Origin of the sequence: Pontibacillus chungwhensis BH030062, from assembly GCF_000770675.1 — a bacterium.
GTDB classification, from domain to species: domain Bacteria; phylum Bacillota; class Bacilli; order Bacillales; family BH030062; genus Pontibacillus; species Pontibacillus chungwhensis.
Genome location: NZ_AVBG01000014.1, coordinates 21613 through 42585, shown reverse-complemented (window position 1 = coordinate 42585; position 20973 = coordinate 21613). Strand labels below are relative to the sequence as shown.

General features: G+C 42.6%; 19 protein-coding genes and 1 pseudogene. 3 read left to right on the top strand and 17 right to left on the bottom strand.

Annotation, left to right across the window (positions count from 1 at the left end):
* Positions 1-328 precede the first annotated feature (328 nt).
* The 17 genes and pseudogenes from arsC to N780_RS15645 all read right to left on the bottom strand — a co-directional run bounded on the left by arsC (position 329) and on the right by N780_RS15645 (position 17401).
* Entirely contained in the window at positions 329-754 is a 426-nt protein-coding gene (arsC, locus tag N780_RS15720; protein ID WP_036786342.1) for an arsenate reductase (thioredoxin), read from the bottom strand.
* 14 nt (positions 755-768) lie between these two features.
* Entirely contained in the window at positions 769-918 is a 150-nt protein-coding gene (locus tag N780_RS19950; protein WP_156969207.1) for a hypothetical protein, read from the bottom strand.
* A gap of 27 nt (positions 919-945) precedes the next feature.
* On the bottom strand, positions 946-2238 hold the full coding sequence (locus tag N780_RS15715) for an arsenic transporter (RefSeq protein WP_036786340.1): 1293 nt from the start codon (positions 2236-2238) through the stop codon (positions 946-948).
* 15 nt (positions 2239-2253) lie between these two features.
* Positions 2254-2598, bottom strand: coding sequence for an ArsR/SmtB family transcription factor (locus N780_RS15710; RefSeq protein WP_036786338.1), 345 nt, complete (start codon positions 2596-2598; stop codon positions 2254-2256).
* A gap of 749 nt (positions 2599-3347) precedes the next feature.
* Positions 3348-3581 carry a hypothetical protein gene (locus N780_RS15705; RefSeq protein ID WP_036786336.1) on the bottom strand — a complete coding sequence of 78 codons (234 nt, stop codon included), beginning with the start codon at positions 3579-3581 and terminating at the stop codon, positions 3348-3350.
* A gap of 113 nt (positions 3582-3694) precedes the next feature.
* Positions 3695-4024 carry a four-helix bundle copper-binding protein gene (locus N780_RS15700; protein ID WP_036786334.1) on the bottom strand — a complete coding sequence of 110 codons (330 nt, stop codon included), beginning with the start codon at positions 4022-4024 and terminating at the stop codon, positions 3695-3697.
* Between the two features lie 450 nt (positions 4025-4474).
* A complete protein-coding gene (locus N780_RS15695; RefSeq protein WP_052115121.1) occupies positions 4475-5974 on the bottom strand; it encodes a multicopper oxidase family protein in 1500 nt (499 codons plus the stop codon).
* Between the two features lie 135 nt (positions 5975-6109).
* Positions 6110-8187, bottom strand: a pseudogene (locus tag N780_RS15690) (heavy metal translocating P-type ATPase).
* Positions 8188-8220: 33 nt separating this feature from the next.
* A complete protein-coding gene (locus N780_RS20295) occupies positions 8221-8448 on the bottom strand; it encodes an SHOCT domain-containing protein (RefSeq protein WP_036786332.1) in 228 nt (75 codons plus the stop codon).
* A gap of 80 nt (positions 8449-8528) precedes the next feature.
* A complete protein-coding gene (locus N780_RS15680; RefSeq protein ID WP_198135872.1) occupies positions 8529-9218 on the bottom strand; it encodes a response regulator transcription factor in 690 nt (229 codons plus the stop codon).
* A complete protein-coding gene (locus N780_RS15675; protein ID WP_036786330.1) occupies positions 9211-10599 on the bottom strand; it encodes a sensor histidine kinase in 1389 nt (462 codons plus the stop codon). The genes N780_RS15680 and N780_RS15675 overlap by 8 nt, the downstream gene beginning before the upstream one ends.
* A gap of 24 nt (positions 10600-10623) precedes the next feature.
* The gene (locus tag N780_RS15670) at positions 10624-11355 is read right to left on the bottom strand and encodes an urease accessory protein UreH domain-containing protein (protein ID WP_036786328.1); all 732 of its coding nucleotides are present in this window, start codon (positions 11353-11355) and stop codon (positions 10624-10626) included.
* 82 nt (positions 11356-11437) lie between these two features.
* Positions 11438-12424, bottom strand: coding sequence for a F510_1955 family glycosylhydrolase (locus N780_RS15665; RefSeq protein ID WP_036786326.1), 987 nt, complete (start codon positions 12422-12424; stop codon positions 11438-11440).
* Positions 12425-12660: 236 nt separating this feature from the next.
* Positions 12661-13653, bottom strand: coding sequence for a LacI family DNA-binding transcriptional regulator (locus tag N780_RS15660; RefSeq protein ID WP_036786324.1), 993 nt, complete (start codon positions 13651-13653; stop codon positions 12661-12663).
* Between the two features lie 72 nt (positions 13654-13725).
* Complete coding sequence (gene galT / locus N780_RS15655; RefSeq protein ID WP_036786322.1) at positions 13726-15219, bottom strand: UDP-glucose--hexose-1-phosphate uridylyltransferase; 1494 nt, start codon at positions 15217-15219, stop codon at positions 13726-13728.
* Positions 15220-15221: 2 nt separating this feature from the next.
* Positions 15222-16220, bottom strand: a complete 999-nt coding sequence (gene galE, locus N780_RS15650; protein ID WP_036786320.1) for a UDP-glucose 4-epimerase GalE — start codon at positions 16218-16220, stop codon at positions 15222-15224.
* Positions 16217-17401 carry a galactokinase gene (locus N780_RS15645; protein ID WP_036786318.1) on the bottom strand — a complete coding sequence of 395 codons (1185 nt, stop codon included), beginning with the start codon at positions 17399-17401 and terminating at the stop codon, positions 16217-16219. The genes galE and N780_RS15645 overlap by 4 nt, the downstream gene beginning before the upstream one ends.
* 255 nt (positions 17402-17656) lie before the next feature.
* Between N780_RS15645 and N780_RS15640 the strand changes: the two genes are divergently transcribed.
* The 3 genes from N780_RS15640 to N780_RS15630 are packed head-to-tail and all read left to right on the top strand — an operon-like array spanning position 17657 to position 20929.
* Complete coding sequence (locus tag N780_RS15640) at positions 17657-18361, top strand: response regulator transcription factor (RefSeq protein WP_036786316.1); 705 nt, start codon at positions 17657-17659, stop codon at positions 18359-18361.
* Entirely contained in the window at positions 18358-19845 is a 1488-nt protein-coding gene (locus N780_RS15635; RefSeq protein WP_052115119.1) for a sensor histidine kinase, read from the top strand. The genes N780_RS15640 and N780_RS15635 overlap by 4 nt, the downstream gene beginning before the upstream one ends.
* On the top strand, positions 19838-20929 hold the full coding sequence (locus N780_RS15630) for an outer membrane lipoprotein-sorting protein (protein ID WP_036786314.1): 1092 nt from the start codon (positions 19838-19840) through the stop codon (positions 20927-20929). The genes N780_RS15635 and N780_RS15630 overlap by 8 nt, the downstream gene beginning before the upstream one ends.
* Positions 20930-20973 lie beyond the last annotated feature (44 nt).

Genomic DNA, 20973 nt, shown 5'->3' with positions numbered 1-20973 from the left:
AAAACTTTTAAATTACATTTAATATCAATTCAACAATCTTCTTCAACAAAACTGCCCCGTTAGTTTAAGTAGATTCCTTCACCAACTCTACTTCAATTTTAACATAAAATAACAATTCATCACTTTCCATATTAGAACTTTCAATTTAGCTATTGGCGTTATATTATCTAAGTTTTAACTCTTTATGACAGTTCCAGTGTTAACACCTAATAAATGTTGATATATAAAAAGACCAAATCTTTTAAGATTTGGTCTCCTTCTTCATATGCTATTCCATATGTTTGTTCAGCTAAACTGAACTACTTTCTTTTAGACTTTTCCTTAACTCTTATTCCCCTGTCTCAGCAAAACGCTTAATACGCTCGCCAATTTCGCCGCGGACGCGCTGGAAGAATGACCATTTCTCTTCTTCTGTTCCTTCTGCTTTGGCTGGGTCGTCGAAGCCCCAGTGTTCACGGCGAACGTGAGCTGGTGTCATTGGGCATTTGTCGTTTGCATCTCCACAAAGGGTTACGACAAATTCAGCGTTATTTAGGATTTCTGGGTCGATGATGTCTGATGTTTGATCGGTGATGTCCATATCGACTTCTTTCATCGCTTTTACCGCATTTGGGTTCAGGCCGTGCGCCTCAATACCAGCACTCTTTACGTCCCAAGTGTCACCTAGATAATGTTTGCCCCACGCTTCAGCCATCTGGCTGCGGCAAGAGTTTCCTGTGCATAAGAAGTATAGAACGGGTTTTTGGTTCGTCATGTTGATTGCTCCTTTTATTTCTCATTGTTTTTAATAATTATTTTTAGCAGAGACTTAATCTCCTCTTGGTCTTTCTGTTGCTGTTTTAGCATCGTTCCTAGATGGTGTACTTTAAATGTTAAATAGATGAATAATACGAATGAAACGAGTATAACGAATGGCATTCTTTTCTCCTATATAAGAGTCATGACTTACAGCAATAACAACGTGAGATACAGTCCTACTAGCGTAATGAATAGCGTTGGCACCGTTAGGATAATTCCAATCTTGAAGTAGTACCCCCACGAGATCTTCACGCCTTTTTGCGACAGAACGTGTAGCCATAAAAGCGTGGCAAGAGATCCAATTGGTGTAATCTTCGGACCTAAGTCACTTCCGATTACGTTCGCATAGATAAGTCCTTCTTTCATAATGCCGGTCGCATTCGAATCAGCGATGGCAATCGCGTCAATCATAACGGTTGGCATGTTATTCATAACAGAAGACAATATAGCTGCAATGAAGCCCATCGCTACTGTCCCGACGAACAGCCCTTGATCAGCAGCCGCTTCAATGACGCTCGCTAACACGTCAGTCAATCCAACGTTACGAAGGCCATACACTACGACATACATTCCGATTGAGAAGAACACAATCGCCCATGGTGCTCCTTTGACGACTTTTCCAGTTTCGACAACCGAACTTCTACGTGCCATTAGTAAGAAGAAGATCGCGACAATTCCTGCGATAATCGATACCGGAACGCTCAAGAACTCACTGGCGAAGTAACCAGCTAAGAGTACCGCAAGTACCCACCAGGACAGGCGGAACATCGTGTGATCCTGAATCGCCTCTTTCGGTTCACGCAACTGAGTAACATCGTATTTACGAGGGATATCTTTTCGGAAATACAAGAACAGCACAAGAATACTGGCGACAAGCGAGAACATATTCGGAATAATCATGCGCGACGCATATTCGATAAATCCGATATCAAAAAAGTCAGCAGATACGATATTCACAAGGTTACTCACTACAAGCGGGAGCGACGTCGTATCCGCGATAAATCCACTTGCCATAATGAAAGGAAAGATCTTTCTCTCCTCAAAGTTCAGTGCCCGCACCATCGCAAGCACAATCGGTGTTAAGATTAGCGCTGCACCATCATTGGCGAAAAGCGCGGCTACTCCTGCTCCAAGCACCGATATTAAGATAAACATTTTCAGTCCATTCCCGTTTGACAGACGAGCCATATGAAGGGCGGCCCATTCGAAAAATCCAATTTCATCTAAGATTAATGAAATAATAATAATGGCAATAAACGCTAAGGTCGCATTCCACACAATGCCTGTCACGGTTGCAACGTCACCAAAATCAACAACGCCTGCCACTAATGCCACAATCGCGCCCGCACATGCGGTCCAGCCGATGCCAAGGTTCTTCGGCTGCCAGATGACAAAGACAAGCGTAATGAGGAATATGGCGACAGCAATTCCTACATCCATTCTCTTAAACTCCTCCTACTCACACACAATACGTTTACCAGATTGCTCAAGAGCGACAATCTTCTCCTTCTGATCTGGCATGTGTTCTAGAATACGTGAGATTAAATCAAAAGCAGCATGATCCTCATTCAAGGCATAAAACATCCAGTGCCCCTTCCGTTTCTCCTTCACAATCCCAGCATCGCGCAGTTTCCTCAAATGCTGGCTAATGGAAGGCTGCGACATCTCTAGAATCTCGACAAGTTCGCACACACAGCACTCCGTATCCTTAATAAGCCCGACAATCGTAAGACGAGTCTGGTCTCCTAATAACTTCAGCACTCTAGACGTTTCCTCGACCGATAAAAGCGTTTGATTCATGTACCTCACCTCCTGACACCGTTTGATATGTATTTCTTTTAACCAACAACATTATATAAGCATCCGTTTATATAAGTCAATGCTTATATACAAATGTAAAATCTTCATATCAGAGGCTAATCCCCCACCTTTAACCTTGCCACCCTTTTCAGCGTGAAACCGGAGAATGATCGCTGACCTTTTGGAAGGGATTCTTATCAAAAAGGCCACTGATCAAAACGCTCTCTTACCTTTTATGATCATTTGTCTGTAAAAAGGTAAGAGAACGGGCCCTTCTATGACCTTTTAAGCCTTTCAGCCGGTGAAAACGTCACTGATCAAGCCTCTCCCTTACCTTTTGACCACATAATCAGTCGAAAAGGTCACTGAGCACCCACCCATCCCCACCATACGACCTCCTCAAAACACATAAAAAAACACCCTGGCCGCGAAGACCAGGGTGTTCCTTATTATTCCATCGCTCGGTTCCACACCGACCTCAGCAGCGAAACCTTCGCTTTAAAGCGTTGTATCTATAAGAAAGCTCACATTCCTAATTCTTTAAAGCGGTTTGTTGTTTTCAATTAGTTTAAGTAAATATGGAAAATTAGTGTTGAAGATTTAATATAGGAAGGAGATTTTCGGTAAACAAATTAGCACCAACAACCTGCAAAAGCCTTGTTGAGGGGGAGTGTCTGTCAGACTCTACTTTTAGATTGTTGATGGTTTGAATGGAAGAAGGGGGCCCTTCTTACTTTTTCTTTTTTATCTTATTTGCCTTTTTGAACATAAATAATCTGTTTGCGACTCTCTTCTACACTGACAAAATACGGTCTAGCGTCGAAGGGGAAATATTCAATTCGAACAGGCTGAATGTTTAACGTAGAGTAAAGCTGCATATCGTCACTTATATCATTCAAATTGTAATAAATCGGTCTACTCTGTTGATCGTGGACGATCGTCTCGGAGTACCCTTCATCTTTCAAGAACTGAAGTAGTTCCATGGATGAAAACTCCTCTTTTATGTGACGTGTTCCCACTATAACATTATTATATCAGAAAAACAAATAGAGCACCCACCTTTTTAGTAAAAGGTGGGTGCTCAAGGAAGTTCTACTTATGCGATTAATTTCTTACAAGCATCTGCACATTTGAAACATGCATCTGCACAGTCTTGACAATGCTTATGGTCATGCTTTTTGCACTCTTCACCACAACGCTCGCAAATCGCTGCACAAGCTTGTGCTAGTTCTGAAACAAACGGAGTACCTCTTGTAATTGCTTGTTCTAAGTATGCACAAATGTCTGCACACTCGCGATCAAGACGGATACAGTCTCTCATACCGTTTAAGTCATCTTCTTTTAGACAAGCATCATAACAATGATTGCAAGCCTCCATACATTCATGTAACGCTTTAATGGCCTCTTGATGAGTTTGGTGTGCCATTACGAATCACTCCTTTAATTTGTTTTACATAAATGTTATGCCCAGAAAATGTGCAGAACTTGTGCATTTTTGAAAGTTGATGAAAAAACTTCATGCTATTACATAAAACTCGAAACTGAGAGAATGTTTCCGTTAGCTTGAATTGAGTGTAAGGTGGGCCTGGAAACCACTCGCTTTCCTGTGGGGAGTTGGTGAGCCTCCTCGGCCGGCAAGCCGTCCTCCGGGGTCTCACCTAGACTCTTCTTCCCACGGGAGTCTCGCAGTTTCCAGGCCCACCTTTTCCATATAAGAGAAACGGAAACATGCCATATATAGAAAGGAAAGCTTTAAAATCCTCGAGACCGTTCAAATCCCCCCAGGAAATGGCGTTGCCCTACATCCACCCCATGCACTTTTATAGTAACGGATCTATAAGCTCCTCTTTCTGTCACATTACATATAGAACGTCTATTAAGGAGCGTTCTTCGTCCCTCTCCCTATTTCAAATGGAGAGTAAACACTTTTGTAATCGACGATGGTTACCATTCCGCGATCTGCATGGTTGTTGTCGTGACAGTGGAAGAGCCATTCGCCTTTGTTATTGGCTTTAAAATAGACTTCATAGGTTTCCCCTGGTTTTACGTTTATGAGGTCTTTGACAATTGGGTTGTTTAATTTCTTTCCATTTTTAGAGACGACCTGAAATCTGTGGCCATGGAGGTGCATGGGGTGGTTGAGCATGCCAGTGTTTTTTAGCTCTACCTTAACGAGATCCCCTTCTTCCACTTGAATCGGTGGGGTGTCTGGGAAGGTGTCTTCGTTAATTTGGAATACCATACCTTCTCCCATGTTCATGCCCATGTTGAGGTTCATCTCATATGTTACGTCAGGGTTCTCGGGTGTTTTATCAAATAGTAGCTCTTTACTCTCATAGCTAGTCCCACTTGCGAGTCCTCCACTTGATTCTTCTTGTTCACCTGTCATCTGGGAACCTTCATCACTGAGAGGAATCGTTACATCGTTTGTGCCTTCAGACTGTGACAGTAAGCTTATAGATCCACCTTCGTTTTTCCATTCCACATCGATCCTCTCGCCTGGGGCAATTTCTAACTTTGATTGCTGTTCATTACTCGTTACGTCTTCCCCATCCACAGCTATGACGCGCATTTGATCTGTGAATTGGACAACATGGGTTTGGTAGCCCGCATTTACAAATCGAAGTCTGGCTGACTCCCCTTCTTTTATGTCGATCGGACTTAAAGAACTTCCATTCTTGCCGTTAATGGTCAATGTATCGTACATGGCTTTCGTGTCGGCTTCTCCGTCTCCTGACATTCCGCCTGTCATCATACTGCCCATATTTGTAATACTTTGTTTCTCACTATTAATCGCCCATTCGTCTAAAATAAACGTGTGATCTTGACTATAATTTGTCTGGTCTTCTTCAACAATGAAGGCTCCATACAATCCTTTGTCCACTTGCTTAGAGCTGTGCTGATGAGAGTGATACCAGTAAGTCCCCGGGTTATCTGCTAAAAATTCATAGGTGAACTCTTCCCCCGGTAGAACAGCGTCCTGCGTTATCCCCGGAACCCCGTCCATTTTATTTGGTAATACAACACCATGCCAGTGAATAGTGACGGGAACATCTAAGTCATTCTTTAAATGAACCTTTACATAGTCTCCTTCCTGAACCCGTATTTCCTGACCAGGAACGGATTGATTATATGTCCAGGCTTGAACGCTTTTATCCTGGTTAATTTGCCATTGTTTTTCAGAGGCGGTTATATCAAATGTCTTAACGGGATGCCCAGTTTGATCATCACCTTTTAAATCTACAATACTCTTCCCTTCTGCTTCATTCAGTAGAGAGGCAGCACTTTCTGAGCCATCTTGAAACTTCAGGAAAGCCCACATCCCGATTAAGATGATTCCTGCCCCAAATAAAATAGGAATGGTGATTTTTTTCATATCTTTCATCCTTTCTAGTTATTTATGTACCCCCAACCGTACTATAGCCGTGAAATGTGCAAGAAAGGTGCAGATCCTATAAACATCCGGTGACAAAATAAAAAAGTCAGAGCAATATGCCCTGACTTTTACATCTTAAGCTTTTAACAATTTAGCATTTATCGCAACTACAACTGTACTTAAGCTCATTAGAACCGCTCCTACAGCCGGACTTAATAGGATGCCAATTGGTGCTAGTACACCAGCTGCTAAAGGGATCGCTAGAATATTGTAACCAGCCGCCCACCATAAGTTTTGAATCATCTTCCTATAGGTCTTCCTGGATAGTTCCATAATAGAAACAACGTCTTTTGGATTACTTTTAACGAGAACAATATCAGCTGATTCCATAGCAACATCGGTCCCCGTTCCAATGGCTACTCCAAGATCGGCTGTTGCTAAGGCAGGGGCATCATTAACACCATCGCCCGTCATGGCAACCTTCCAACCCTTTTCTTTAATCTTTTTCACTTGTTCAGCTTTTTGATCCGGTAGAACTTCTGCATACACCTCATCAATGCCTAGTTGTTCAGCCACCCAATCCGCTACTTTTTGATTGTCACCAGTTAGCATAATCGAGTGGACATCTAACTCTTTCAACGATTCAATGGCCTCTTTGGCATCTTCTCTCACGATATCTGCTAATGCAATCATACCTATGAGCTCTTCATTTACAAGTACAAAGACAACGGTTTTTCCTTGTTCAGACATATCAGCGAAAGCATCCTGATCGTATGAATAATTGTGGTCATTCACATATCCTGGGCTAACCACATTTACTTCATTGCCTTCTACTGTACCTCTCAAGCCTTTCCCAGTCATCGATTCGAACTCTTCAATCGACTTCAGGGATACCGAATCTTTCTTGGCCTTCTCTACCATCCCCGTTGCAAGAGGGTGTTCAGAATTTTGCTCAAGAGAGGCAGCCCATTGTAAGACCTCTTGTTCGTCATGACCCTCTAATGGAATAATGTCCGTGACGCCAAATTCGCCTTTCGTTAATGTACCTGTCTTATCAAACACGACTGCATTTAGCTCTCTTGCCCCTTCAAAGTTGGCACGATTTCGAATTAAAAGTCCCTTCTTCGCTGAAATGGATGTTGAAACCGCAACAACGAGTGGGGCTGCTAATCCAAGTGCATGGGGGCAAGTGATGACCATGACCGTTACCATTCGCTCCATTGCTACGTCCAACGAATATCCAAGAGCCAACCATATAATAAATGTAAGAAGTCCGCTTCCTAGCGCTAAGTAAAACAACCATTTCGCTGCACGGTTGGAAATATCTTGTGTTTTGGACTTTGATTCCTGTGCTTCTTTAACTAAGTTGATCACCTGGGATAAATACGTATCGTCGCCCGTCTTTTTAACCTCGATGGTCACTGAACCTTCTTGGTTGACTGCTCCTCCGATGGCCTCTTCCCCTTCACCCTTTTCAACAGGGACGGATTCACCGGTAAGCATCGATTCATCGATTGTTGTCTTTCCATCGATGATTTTCCGTCTACAGGGATCTTCTCACCAGGTTTGACGAGGACATGATCTCCAGTTTGTAACTCAGAAACCTCTACATCCTCCACATTCCCATCTTCATCTACCTTATGGGCTTCATTTGGCATGAGCTTAACCAACTCTTCTAACGCATTGGATGCGCCCATTACAGACTTCATTTCAATCCAATGACCGAGCAGCATTATATCAACAAGTGTCGCTAATTCCCAGAAGAAGTTGCGCCCTTCAAGACCAAATACAACAAGAGAACTGTACAGATAGGCTACAGCTATAGCTAGACCAATCAAGGTCATCATACCTGGGTTCTTCTGTTTTAATTCATCTTTAGCTCCTGTCAGAAAAGGAAGACCTCCATAGAAAAACACAAATGTAGCTAAAGCGAATAATACGTATTGGTCATACGGAAAGCTCCACTCCAACCCAATAAAATCTTGAATCATGGGAGAAAGAAGCAATATAGGGATTGTTACAAGTAAAGAGATATAGAAACGCTTCTTGAAATCTTCAACCATGGCCCCGTGATCGTGATGATCGTGGCCTTCGTGTTCATCATGTCCTTCGTGGCCTTCGTGTTCATCATGTCCTTCGTGGCCTTCGTGTTCATCATGTCCTTCGTGATCTTCGTGTTCTTTACCAGAATGTTGATGATGTTCATGATCCATATAAAACCCTCCACATCGTCAGTTGTTATTCCTTTAGTGTTCCTCTAGTTTCTTTTTTAAGCGATCATATTCTTCTTCGGAAATTTCACCTCTAGCTAAGCGTTCTTTTAATGAATCGAGAGAAGAAGAAGGTTTGTTGCTCGTGTTAGAATTAAATGCTTTCATCAGAATGATTGCTGCAATAATGAGAATGATGCCAATTAAGAGCATCCACGTAATTCCCATTCCTCCAAATCCGCCCATACCTTGTCCATTCATCATTTCAATCGCCTCCAATATACCCAATACACGCATGGGTATTTATATTGTATACATGTCTCTAGGTTAATGGCTAAAGGGAGTTAGGAGTTCGTTTCCCCTGTTCCCTTTACCCATTTATAACCGACTCCCCATACAGTTTGAAAATAATCATCGATCGGGAAGCCTGTTTGCCTTACCTTTTCTCGAATGTTCCGAACGTGCGAATCAATGGTACGGCCTTCTGTTTCTGAATTGATGCCCCAGACGATATCGATTAAATGTTCTCGACTAAATACACGTTCAGGGTTACGCATTAAATGACCGATCATCGCAAACTCTTTAGGAGTAACCGGGATAAAGTGACCGTTATAACTTAACTTGTATTTCTCCCCGTCCCACATTAACCCGTCTACTTCAATCTGATCGGCGTTTGAAGTCCTTCTTAGTAAGGCTTTGACTCTCGCGAGCAGCTCGTCTTCATCGAAAGGCTTTGTTACATAATCGTCAGCGCCCATATTAAGGCCTTTCACGATGTCTGTCTTTTGATCCCTTGCTGTTACCATAATAATCGGAACCTCAGAAATCGAACGCAGATCTTCACACGTCTTCCAGCCATCATACTTTGGCATCATGACATCTAATAAGACTAAATCAAACGGCTTCTCTTCCACTGCCCGAATCGCTTCCTTACCAGACTGTACCTTCGTACATGTATATCCATGGGGAGATAGATAAAGCTCCAATAGGTCTAACATTCGTGGTTCATCGTCTACTAACAATAGATTACTCATAGGAAAGTAGGTCCTCCTTCTTTAATACAATGGTCATTGAAGTTCCTTCCCCTAATGCACTTCTTGCTTGAACTTCTCCTCCATGCTTCTCTACAATTTCTTTTACAATGGAGAGCCCAAGACCAGATCCCCCAAATTCTCTTGAACGTGATTTATCAACCCGGTACAAACGCTCAAAAATGAACGGTAACTCGGCCTCAGGGATTCCTTCTCCTTCGTCGCGAACGGTAACGGCCACTCTACCATCTTTAATTTGAACACTCATGTACATATTAGAATGTGGAGGAGCATGTTTAATCGCGTTATCTAATAAATTTAACAAGACCTGTTGAAAACGTTCAGCATCCACATTCACAATTACCTTTCCATCACACGTGATGTGCAAGGCAAGATGGTATTCTAGTAAGATCGGGTTCATCTTTTCATGAACTTTACCAAGTAAATCGCACAAAGATACAGGCCGTTTATCAATAGAGAACTCATTTTGGTCCATCTTAGCCAGATCAAATAAGTTCTTCACGAGCTGGGTGACGTGTTCTGTCTCTTCTTTAATAATACCAAGATAATGATTTCGTTCCTCTTCCGTGATCTCTTTTCGGCTTGCTATATTGGAATAGCCCTTGATATACGTAAGAGGCGTTCGTAATTCATGCGAGATACTTGCCAGGAAATCTTTACGGTCCTGTTTAAGTCGCTCCAATTCATTGGATAAAGTGACAATCGACTGAGCAAGCTGACCTAATTCATCATTATGTTTGTATGAAAGGTTCACCTGTTCCCTTCCCTCTGCTAACCCTTCTGTAGCTTTTTTCATCCTCACTAAGGGCCTTGTTATAAAATGACTCAGAATAAAGATGGCTACAATCGTTAGAAGGAGCGCAATGAAACCAACCAGTAAGAATTGATTTGTTAATTGATTAATGACGCGCTGAACGGCCATTGTAGGAGAGAACATGTACACATACCCTGTCTTCTCCCCTTCAATTGTAATCGGACTTACAGTAGCTACATATTGACTCGTCCTCCATTCTTCGTCCAACACTTTCCCTGAATGACTCACGTTTGAAAGTGGTTCGTCAAGCCTAGCCTGTATTTCCGGACTAAGGGGTTCAGAGTTCACAATCACCTCTTTATTCTCATCCGTAATGACAACAAGCGATTCTGCTTCTGATTCCATTAAGGCAACGTGATTGAGCGTAGACTCATCGAACCGCTTCTCTAATACATCCCTGTGGCTGTTTCCTCTCGCTAATAAGTTCTCTAATACCTCTTCCACCCGACTGGTAGCTAAGTTTGTATATAAGAAAAGAAATAATATCGCTTCAACAATGATGATGATCGTAAATATAAATACACCTAACTTAAATGAAAGTTTATTCATTCGCCCGCCCCGCTTATCTAATCATTATGTCCAATACGTAAGTGTGTCGAGAACCCCAAGAACCATTATGACAATACCAGCAAGAAATTGAACAAGGTTCCCTACTTTGCGACTCTGTTTCAGCAAAACGCCTCCCATGCCAAAATACCATACTAAGAAAAGAATCAGAAGCAGCGGGAGTGTTGTCCCAATCGCAAAGACCCCGGGTAATAGCGCTCCATAAGAAGTGGATAGAACAATGGGCATGAGCGTGATAAAGAATAAGACAAACATCGTCGGACAGAAGGCTAATGAAAAGCTTACCCCCATAAAGAAACTTCCTAGCGAAGGGTGCTTGGTCAACGGATCGGATAGTTTCCCTAACGTGAACGTACGATGAACCTTAAACACTCCCATTAGGAATAAACCTACAACAATGAGCAAAGGTCCGATCGCTTTACGTAACCAAGGAAATATACTAACAAGTTCGGATTGAACTCCTTGACCAAATCCCCAAAACAAGAGACCTAATACGGAGAACACAATCATTTTTCCTAATAAAAATAAGCCAACATGACGCCAGGAAACACTCTTTTGCAACGATTGGTTCCCGTATATCGTTAGGGCTCCTATATTCCCTGTAATTTGACAGGGGGCTACAGAACCTACGATCCCTAAGAATAAAGCAGCGAGTATAGGCACTTGCTCAAATCCATATGCAAGGCTTAACAGTGGATCTGCAATCATGTTCGTGAACACACTGAACGCTTCATACACAACCTTCCCCCCTCACCGGACAATAATAAAATAACCATTAATTTTGCAGATTCGATGCAATAGTAATGGTTATTCCGATTTTTTATTCTTTTACCTGACCAGCATCAACTATCTTTCTCCAGTTCTCTCCGCCATCCTGGGTATAGAAGCCATGGTTCTCAAACGATAAGAACATCATTTCTTCAGGATTCTCAGGGTTCTCGGTGAAATACGCTACAGCGTCCTGTTCAAAGTCAGGGATCGAAATCTCTTCAGAGCTACCGTCTTCTAATGTGTAGCGAGTCAAATGAGCCTCACTACCAAATGATCCATACGTCAACGTGTCTTCAGAGAAATAAACGGACGTTCCGTTTGTTTGTTCTGACACGCCTTCAAACGTCTCTCCTCCATCACGAGAAAGAAAGATACCTTCCTTTGTCGCAACGGCTAGGGTGTCTTCATTCGTAGGATGAACAGCAAGACCCATCACTTGTCCTTGGATCCCGCTCACTTCGACCTTCTCGAAACTCTCCCCGTCGTCTAGACTCTTGTGTAATCCAGACTCTAATGTATTATTGCCGTGCCCATTCAGCACATAGATGGCATGGTTTTGATACCCGACTCCCATTACGTGGAAGTCAAACTCTCCTTCAAAAGCCACTTCTTCTAACGTTTGACCGAGATCTTCACTCTTTTGAATTCCAATTGGGTTGGGTAACGATGAGTCCTCACCTGGGTGCCCGCTCGTGTAGAACCCATTATCAACTGCATTGAACCCCATGTAATCATTGTTTTGCTTTGTTGTTCGATGCCACTTGCCGTCCTCATAAAATTTCAATCCGTCGTGAGCAGCTAAAGCAAGAGAATCTCCATTTATGTACCCTACTCCATGTACATGATCGATTGTTCCTTCAAATGGCTCTTTATAAGATGAATCATTCTTTTCTTTAGATTGGTCTTCAGTAGTCGTATGACTCTCTTCTTTAGATTGCTCTGGATCTGTTGTACTCGTATCTCCTTCATCTTGTCCGCATGCGGCTAAGACAAACGTAAGAGATAAGATTGCAGCACCTAATTTCTTAGAAAACATTCTGGTCATCCTTTCTGTTGGTATAATCTTTCTTTATATAAGCCCCTTCATTGTAATCGAAAACTGTGGAGAATGTGTGCAGAATTGATGTCTATGTTGTGTCTGAGTTTACTCTTTATAGGAGTGGGGTTGAATTTGATTCATACAGGCGTGGTTGTCTGATCCACAGTAAACACAAAAAACGCACAATGTTCTGTGCGTTTTGGAGAGAATTTTATATGAAATTAAATCTTTTATTATCGACTACTTTCTCGTACCACTAGTTCTGTAGCAATATAAACCGTCTTAGCCACTTTCCTACCATTTATACGCTCCATCAGCAGGTCAATAGCTGACTCACCCATCATTTCTGTGAAGACTTTGACTGTGCTAAGTGGTGGGTAGACATATTTTGCAACGCTAATATCATTCACGCCGATCACTTGAACGCGTTCTGGAACCTTTATTCCACTTTCATTCAATGCACGGAGACAACCAACGGCAAGAGAGTCGTTGCCGACAAAGAAGGCCTCTGGAAGCTGATCCCCATGATCTTCAATCGCTTGCTTCATTAGCTCATACCCATCATGAACGGAGAATGTACCGCTATACATCCACTTCCGCTCTAACATCCCCAACTCGTTCATATAAGATTGGAATGTTTCCTCACGGGGGTCTGCAATAAGAGTTGCTTCGTCTTTATAAGACTCTCTCCCTCCTATATAACCGATCTTTGTGACGCCTTTGTCTTGAAGATGATCTAACACTTTGCATGTGGCACGCTTGAAATCAATGGCTACATGATCTCCATTTCGATCATCACGATCATAGTCGTCCACAAAGACAAGATGCGGGGCAAGCTTTTGCAATTCTTGAACCTGTGTGTCACTGAACTTCCCAATCGCAATAATGCCTTCTATATCTTCTGACTCTAGATTTTGATAGTTATTTTGGAAGTACCTGACGACTTGTATCCCCTGGTCCTGACAGCGCTGTTCTGCACCGATACGGATTGACATATAATACAAGTCCTCTAGTTCTTCCTGTTCGGTGTACCAGTGAACGATGGCTACTTTTTTGACCGGATGCCTCTTAGGCTGCTTTTTCTTATACGATAGTGCTTCTGCTGTTTCAAAGATCTTCTGCTTCGTTTGATCACTTACCGATAATGATTCATCATAATTTAAAACACGAGAAACGGTCGCAATCGAGACTCCCGCTTTCTGCGCGATATCTTTTATAGTCGCCATATGAAACGAACCCTCTCTATAAGATAAGAGAACTCGGGTTATGCTTCCCACAACTCGAGTTCTCCCTTCTATCTATTGTAACGTATTTATGAAGCGTTTAAAGGCTTCTTGACCTTGTTCATCACGTTTAAATACACCCGCATGCTTCAAGGCTTGCTCAAACTTCTTCCCAACCGCTTCTCGTACCATGTCTTCTACGTCTTCTTTAGCAACGTGGGCATACGTCGTTTTCAACTCATCTGCCCATGGAATATGCGCATCCGCTATAGCATTAGGTTCACCGAGAATATACTTCTCTACTTCTTTTAATTCATCTTTAAGACGAGCGGGCAATACGGCTAATCCCATTACTTCGATCAGTCCGATGTTCTCTTTCTTAATGTGGTGAACTTCCTTGTGAGGGTGGAAGATTCCCATTGGATGATCATCATTCGTACGATTGTTCCTAAGTACCAGGTCAAGTTCGTACTCATTACCGCGACGACGGGCAATTGGCGTGATCGTATTATGAGGTTCATCCTCCGTATAAGCGTAGATCTCCACTTCCGGATCACTATATTCGCGCCAGTGGGCTAGAACCTTCTCAGCTGCCTGGCCTAATTCCTTTCTACTCTCGCTTCTTAAACGAAGAACAGACATCGGCCACTTCACGACAGAACCTGTAATCCCAGGGAACGATCCGAGTTCAAAGCGGCTCACCTCTTCAGCTCTCGCCATTGGAAATTCATAATGCCCTGCCTGGTAATGGTTGTGTGACAGAATTGATCCGCCTACAATCGGAAGATCGGCATTTGACCCAATAAAGTAATGAGGGAACTTCTCCGTGAACTCTAATACTTGGTCAAACGTCTCTCGATTAATTTCCATTGGAACGTGCTCTTCTGATAAGACAATACTATGCTCATTGTAGTATACATACGGCGAGTACTGGAGCAGCCAGTTTTGGTCTGTCAGATTCACTCTTACTAAGCGGTGGTTCGACCTGGCGGGATGACCGACTCTCCCTGCATACCCTTCGTTCTCCACGCATAGAAGGCACTTTGGATACGCGGCATTCGTTTTCTTCATCGTACGCTCTTTCGCAATTTGTTTCGGATCTTTCTCTGGTTTCGAAAGGTTAATGGTAATATCCAAGTCACCATACTCTGTCTGAGCCGTATAGTTGATGTTCTTCTTCACACGCTTCTCTTGAATATAGTTACTCTTCTTACTTAAATGATAAAAGTAGTCCGTAGCCTCAACCGGATCGTGTTCGTATCGCTTGTAAAATTCCTTATTCACATCACTTGGTCGTGGTAGGAAGACATCCATGACTTTGGCTTGGAACTGTTCTTTCTCATCTAGCATATCTTCGATTAATCCTTCGTCTACCGCATAGTTGATCAACTCTTCTAATACATCAGGGATGGTGAGATCCGTATCTTCATTCTTTCCCTCAGGTGTAAATTCTTCTAGCCCCATTAAAGCTAGCACTTGGTTTCGCGTGTAAACAGAATCCTCTCGTTCAATTAACGATTCACTTACGCTTAGATCGACTAGTTGTTGTATACGATCATGAATGTTCATCTTCACTGCCCCCTGTCGTTATATCCATTTGGATGTTGCTGATGCCAGCGCCAAGCGTCTTCAATAATCTGATGAATAGAGGTTCGTTTTGGAACCCATCCAAGAACGGAGTTTGCTTTGTCAGATGAAGCAATTAACTTACTAGGATCCCCTGCGCGGCGAGGCCCCATCTTAGCTGGAATCTCGTGTCCCGTCACTTCACGGGCTGTATCTACGATTTCCTTCACCGAAAATCCTTGGCTGCTCCCAAGATTAAAGACGTTGCTTTCGCCTCCGTTATCTAAATATTCGACCGCATGAATATGAGCATCAATTAGGTCTTCAACATGAATATAGTCACGTACACACGTGCCATCATGAGTATCGTAGTCATCACCAAAGATCGTGATATGATCTCGTTGCCCAAGAGCCACTTGTAGAACAATTGGAATGAGATGGCTCTCAGGGTGATGATCTTCCCCGATCTCAGCTGTCTGCCTCGCACCAGCCACGTTGAAATAACGAAGGGAAACGAATTGAATCCCATAAGCTTTGTCGCACCACTTCATCATTTTCTCCATTGTTAACTTCGTTTCTCCATACGTATTGGTCGGGTTTGTTACCATGTCTTCTGTAATCGGAACAACATCAGGCTCTCCGTACGTTGCAGCTGTAGAAGAGAAGACGATTTGTTTCACGCCAAATTCATTCATTACCTGAAGCAACACTTGCGTACCGTACACATTGTTATCGAAATATTTAAGAGGATCCTCCATGGATTCCCCAACTAAAGAATTGGCCGCAAAGTGTATAACAGATTGAATCTCCTCTTGTTGAAAAACCTCTCTTAGCCATTCTCTATTTCGAATATCACCGTTGTAAAAGGTCGCTTTAGAATGAATCGCACCTCTATGACCTGTTTCTAGTGAGTCTACAACGACAACTTCATATCCACGATCAACTAACTGCGCTACAGCGTGAGAGCCAATGTAACCCGCTCCACCTAGAACTAATATACTCATACAACCACCTCTTCCGATTCTATTTCTCTTGCTCCGTCTCCGATACTAGCAACATAGAAACTTGCTTCGTAGCCAATCTTGTCTTGATAAACGTTTCCTACTCCATCAATAAAGGAAGAAACTTTATCCGCCTCAACAATAGCAATGGCACAACCTCCGAATCCAGCCCCCGTCATACGAGCACCGATTACGCCTTTTTGATCCCAGGCCGCTTCAACCAATGTATCTAGCTCCTGCCCTGTCACCTCATAGTCGTGTTGAAGAGACAAGTGCGACTCGTTCATCAGTTTTCCAAAGCGATTCAAATCCTTATCTCTCAATGCTTGAAGAGCATTGAGGGTACGCTGATTTTCATAAACAGCATGCTTCGCTCGTTTTCTTACTGTTTCATTCTGAATCAGGTGCTTATGCTGTTCGAATTGTTCCTCCGTTAACTCACCGAGCGTTTGAATCTCAAGCTGCTCTTGTAGTTGTTGAACTGCTTCGTCACACTCTTGTCTTCTTTCGTTATATTTAGACGAGGATAACTCACGTCGTTTATTGGTGTTCATAATGATTACTTTCTCATTCTCTAACTCTAGTGGGGCATACTCGTACTCTAATGTATGGCAATCAAGCAAAATGCCTGAGCCTTTCTTTCCCATTCCAATGGCGAACTGATCCATGATGCCACTATTTACACCAATGAATTGGTTCTCGACCTGCTGACCGATTTTCACCATATCTACACGATTGATGTCTAAGTTAAACAACCCTTCCAGCAAAACTCCCGTCACCATTTCAATAGAAGCAGACGAAGACAAGCCAGCTCCGTTCGGAATGTTTCCGTAGTATAAGACGTCAACGCCACCTGAAAGATTGTGTCCCGATTCTTGTAAGTAGCGAATCATACCTTTTGGATAATTTGCCCACTCATGATCCTCTACGTAATCCAGTTCATCTAAAGAGAAAGAAATGATCCCCTTGTCCTCGAAATTCATAGAATACAAACGCACTTGTCGATCAGAGCGTTTACTAGCGATCGCATACGTTCCATACGTTATCGTCGCCGGGAACACATTGCCCCCATTATAGTCCGTATGTTCCCCGATTAAGTTAATACGTCCCGGTGCGAAGAATATGCGAGCTTCTTCCCCACCAAATACTTGTTTATACTGTGATTCTATATCCTGAAAATTCATGTATACCCCTCCCGATGCCTAATCATCCTATATGAAACTTCGTTACCGTAATCGCTTTCACATTAAGGATAAAACCTTTCAGTAAATAAATCAATAAATTTTTACTAAAAATTTAACTCAACATTTTACTCCCTCTCTTTTCTATCCAAAATCTAGTATAATACCCATGTTCAAACAAATTATAAAATGTTTATTAAATTTTAAATAACCGAGGTCTAAGCGACTACAATGAAGATGTAAGAGGAGGCACCACACATGACAGAAGAACGGATTCTACTAGTGGAAGACGACCCTGAGATCGCAAAGATTATCGGGGACCATTTAAGGAGAACAGGGTACGGAGTGACGTGGGCATCAACCGGGCAAGAGGGTTGGGAGGACTTTAAAAAGGAACGCTACCAATTAGTGTTAGTCGATCTCATGCTCCCTGAAATGGATGGATTCACGTTGTGCAAGAACATTCGGTTGAAAAGCGATGTACCTCTCTTAATCGTAAGCGCCAGGCAAGAAGATAAGCAGAAAGTAAAAGGGTTATCACTAGGGGCTGATGATTATATAACAAAGCCTTTTAGTCTTAGTGAATTAACGGCACGAATTGAGTCTCATTTAAGAAGGTATCAGCGATTCCAAGGTGTGAGCGTTCTTTCCTCTGTCACCCTTTATACGGGTAACCTTGAAATCGACGTGTCGAAGCGATTAGTGAAGATTGAAGAACGGGTAATCCCACTTACTTCGAAAGAATATGAGCTTCTTCTATTAATGGCCGATCATCCACATCGCACATTCTCTAAAGCTGAACTGTACGAACACATCTGGGATCAAGCGGACACCGAAGGAAACAACACTATTAATGTGCACGTAAAGAGTCTCAGAACGAAACTAGGAGAAAAGGTAAAACAACCCAAATGGATTGAAACCGTTTGGGGAACAGGGTATCGATTTATCGGAGAACAAACATGAAGATTAGAACCTGGCTTATGGGTACGTATTTACTTGTTATGATTCTCCCCTTAGCTGCAGCGTATGGGTTTTACCTCTTACTCACACAATGGGATGGCCAGCAAAGTTTAGTCGATTCATTTGAATTAACATCTGAAATCCAAGCCATTGAAGAGCAGCTCGACGATCCTTCTCTCTATAACGTGCAGCCTCGGGAAGATATAGAAGACCAGTTAGGATCGGTGAGCAAGAGAGATGATTTACAAATCAACCTTTACCGAAGTGACGGGCTGTATGTCTATCGTTCAGATGACCCTGAGCACATGTTGATGCTTCAAGACAAATCTCAAGTATTGAAGAATCTCTACCAATATGATTTCAGTTACCAAACGGTTTCAGTGAAAAAGCCTGTCTTTCAAAACGAAACAATGAGAGGGATCTATGAAATTCAGCTGAAACGAACAGACTGGATCGAAGGCGTTGAAGATCGGCGAATGTGGGTGCTGATTACTCTAGGACTCTTCTTCCTCACGCTCTATAGTTTTGTCATTTGGCTTTTGCATAAACGGTTTACTCGTCCATTGAAGCAGCTTATGACAGGTATGGAGGAGTTTGCATCAACTCAGAAAACAACTATGTTCCAACGCAAGAAACAAGACGAAATCGGAAACCTGATGAAGCACTTTGAAAGAATGCAGATGGATATTGAAGATGCTCAAGAGAAAACAAAGAAAGCCCAACTCGAAAAACAAACGATGATCGCCTCCCTCTCACACGACATCAAGACTCCCTTAACATCAGTACGGGCCTATGCTGAGGCACTTACCGATGAAACGTCTTTGAGTAAGGAAGAACGACAAACATATGGACGTACTCTCATTGCCAAAACGCATTACCTACAAGGAATGATTGAAGATCTAACGACTTTTGCTCAGCTTCAATCAGCGGGGTATCACTTTGATCGAAGCCCTGTTGATGGACCTGAATTTATAGAGATGTTGTTTGAAGGATACGAAGAGCCGTTACATCAACAATCGATTCGATTACACAAAGAGAACCAATTTCATGGAACCTATTGCATGAATGATCGGCAAATGATTCGAGTGATGGATAACCTCATAAACAACGCTTCACGCTATACATCTCCTCACGGAACCATATGCATCGGGGCGTACGACACCTCCACCTCTCTTCCGGACTGGATTTTTGAAGACGTGAGGGAGAACCTCCAATCGTGGCGCGAGGGGAAGTCGATGATTATCGTTCAAAATGAAGGCACTACGATTCAAACCGACCAGCTTGAGAAGATTTTCACCCCTTTCTATCAAGGGGACCCTGCACGATCGAAACAAGAGGATATGAATTCAGGACTTGGCTTAAGCATAGCTAAAATGATTGTTGAACGGCATAACGGGCGTATGAGCGCCTGGTCGGCAGAAGGAAAAGGAACTGTCTTTACAATGACATTTACTGACCGAACTAAAGGAGATGGAAAGCATGAATAAATGGATCAGCTCAATTGGATTACTACTATTATTCGTATTGGGGGCATGTTCAGTGGAAGATGCAAATGGATTATCACCAGAAGCGATTGTGGCAAACGCCGTTGAAGAAGGGAAAGACTTGAAGGGATTTCATATGAAAGCTCAGTTTGATGTCTATCAAGGTGAGGAGCAAATCGATGATTCTTCCATGGAACAATGGATGGACTATGAAACGATGAAAACAAAAGTCATTGCCGTGGACCAAAGCGGCAAGCAGTCTAAATCTTTAAATGACGGGGAAACCGTTACCCTTTATACCGAGGGAGACAAAGAAGCTTATGAAATGGAAGCCCCTGACCTTTCGAACCCTAACCTAATGGGCTCCAATCAACGTGAACAAATCCAGAATACCTTAAACGAAACAAGGAAGACGCACACGATTGAATTGCTTGGCGAAGAAGAAGTAAATGGGATCGAAACCTATCACATTAAAGCTACACCAAAAGAAAAAGGAAGCCTTCGAGGTGAGGAGGAATACTGGATTGAGAAAGAAAGTTGGATGATCGTTAAAACCATTTCCAAAAGTGGCGATATGAAAATCGAATATACGGTAACAGACCTTGAGCTCGATCCTTCTTTTAACGAGAATACGTTTACGTTAGATTTACCTGAAGGAGTTGAAATACTGCCTTTTGACGCTTTAGACCCGACTGAAACTGTCACACTCGAGGATGCTCAAAAGGGCCTTGGTCAACCTTTCCTTTACTTGCCTGAAGAAGAATACAAGATTGATAAAGTTGAAAAATTCGATGTAGAGAGTATGAATCGAACAGAAATCAGCATTCAATACAAACAAGAAGATGTGGTTCAGTTTACCTTAAGTGTCTTCCCTACTCCGGAAGAAAGCATGAGTATGGGATTTGAATCTGCCGAAAAAGTTACAGTTCGTGGGGTTGATGGTGAATATACAACAGATGTCATTCAGAGCTTAACATGGGATGAAGATGGCCTTCGTTATTCTCTTCTCAGTCATAACCCTGAATTGTCAAAGGAAGATTTGCTCAAAATCGCAGAGAAATTAGAGCTTCAAGGTACGAATCAGTAATGAAAGACTCTATTGCCCCATTATAAGAGTATGGGGCTTTTACA

Bases quoted from the DNA above. Each gene is read 5' to 3' on its own strand.
- arsC (WP_036786342.1), bottom strand. From the start codon at position 754: ATGACGAACCAAAAACCCGTTCTATACTTCTTATGCACAGGAAACTCT.
- N780_RS19950 (WP_156969207.1), bottom strand. From the start codon at position 918: ATGCCATTCGTTATACTCGTTTCATTCGTATTATTCATCTATTTAACA.
- N780_RS15715 (WP_036786340.1), bottom strand. From the start codon at position 2,238: ATGGATGTAGGAATTGCTGTCGCCATATTCCTCATTACGCTTGTCTTT.
- N780_RS15710 (WP_036786338.1), bottom strand. From the start codon at position 2,598: ATGAATCAAACGCTTTTATCGGTCGAGGAAACGTCTAGAGTGCTGAAG.
- N780_RS15705 (WP_036786336.1), bottom strand. From the start codon at position 3,581: ATGGAACTACTTCAGTTCTTGAAAGATGAAGGGTACTCCGAGACGATC.
- N780_RS15700 (WP_036786334.1), bottom strand. From the start codon at position 4,024: ATGGCACACCAAACTCATCAAGAGGCCATTAAAGCGTTACATGAATGT.
- N780_RS15695 (WP_052115121.1), bottom strand. From the start codon at position 5,974: ATGAAAAAAATCACCATTCCTATTTTATTTGGGGCAGGAATCATCTTA.
- N780_RS20295 (WP_036786332.1), bottom strand. From the start codon at position 8,448: ATGATGAATGGACAAGGTATGGGCGGATTTGGAGGAATGGGAATTACG.
- N780_RS15680 (WP_198135872.1), bottom strand. From the start codon at position 9,218: ATGAGTAATCTATTGTTAGTAGACGATGAACCACGAATGTTAGACCTA.
- N780_RS15675 (WP_036786330.1), bottom strand. From the start codon at position 10,599: ATGAATAAACTTTCATTTAAGTTAGGTGTATTTATATTTACGATCATC.
- N780_RS15665 (WP_036786326.1), bottom strand. From the start codon at position 12,424: ATGTTTTCTAAGAAATTAGGTGCTGCAATCTTATCTCTTACGTTTGTC.
- N780_RS15660 (WP_036786324.1), bottom strand. From the start codon at position 13,653: ATGGCGACTATAAAAGATATCGCGCAGAAAGCGGGAGTCTCGATTGCG.
- galT (WP_036786322.1), bottom strand. From the start codon at position 15,219: ATGAACATTCATGATCGTATACAACAACTAGTCGATCTAAGCGTAAGT.
- galE (WP_036786320.1), bottom strand. From the start codon at position 16,220: ATGAGTATATTAGTTCTAGGTGGAGCGGGTTACATTGGCTCTCACGCT.
- N780_RS15645 (WP_036786318.1), bottom strand. From the start codon at position 17,401: ATGAATTTTCAGGATATAGAATCACAGTATAAACAAGTATTTGGTGGG.
- N780_RS15640 (WP_036786316.1), top strand. From the start codon at position 17,657: ATGACAGAAGAACGGATTCTACTAGTGGAAGACGACCCTGAGATCGCA.
- N780_RS15635 (WP_052115119.1), top strand. From the start codon at position 18,358: ATGAAGATTAGAACCTGGCTTATGGGTACGTATTTACTTGTTATGATT.
- N780_RS15630 (WP_036786314.1), top strand. From the start codon at position 19,838: ATGAATAAATGGATCAGCTCAATTGGATTACTACTATTATTCGTATTG.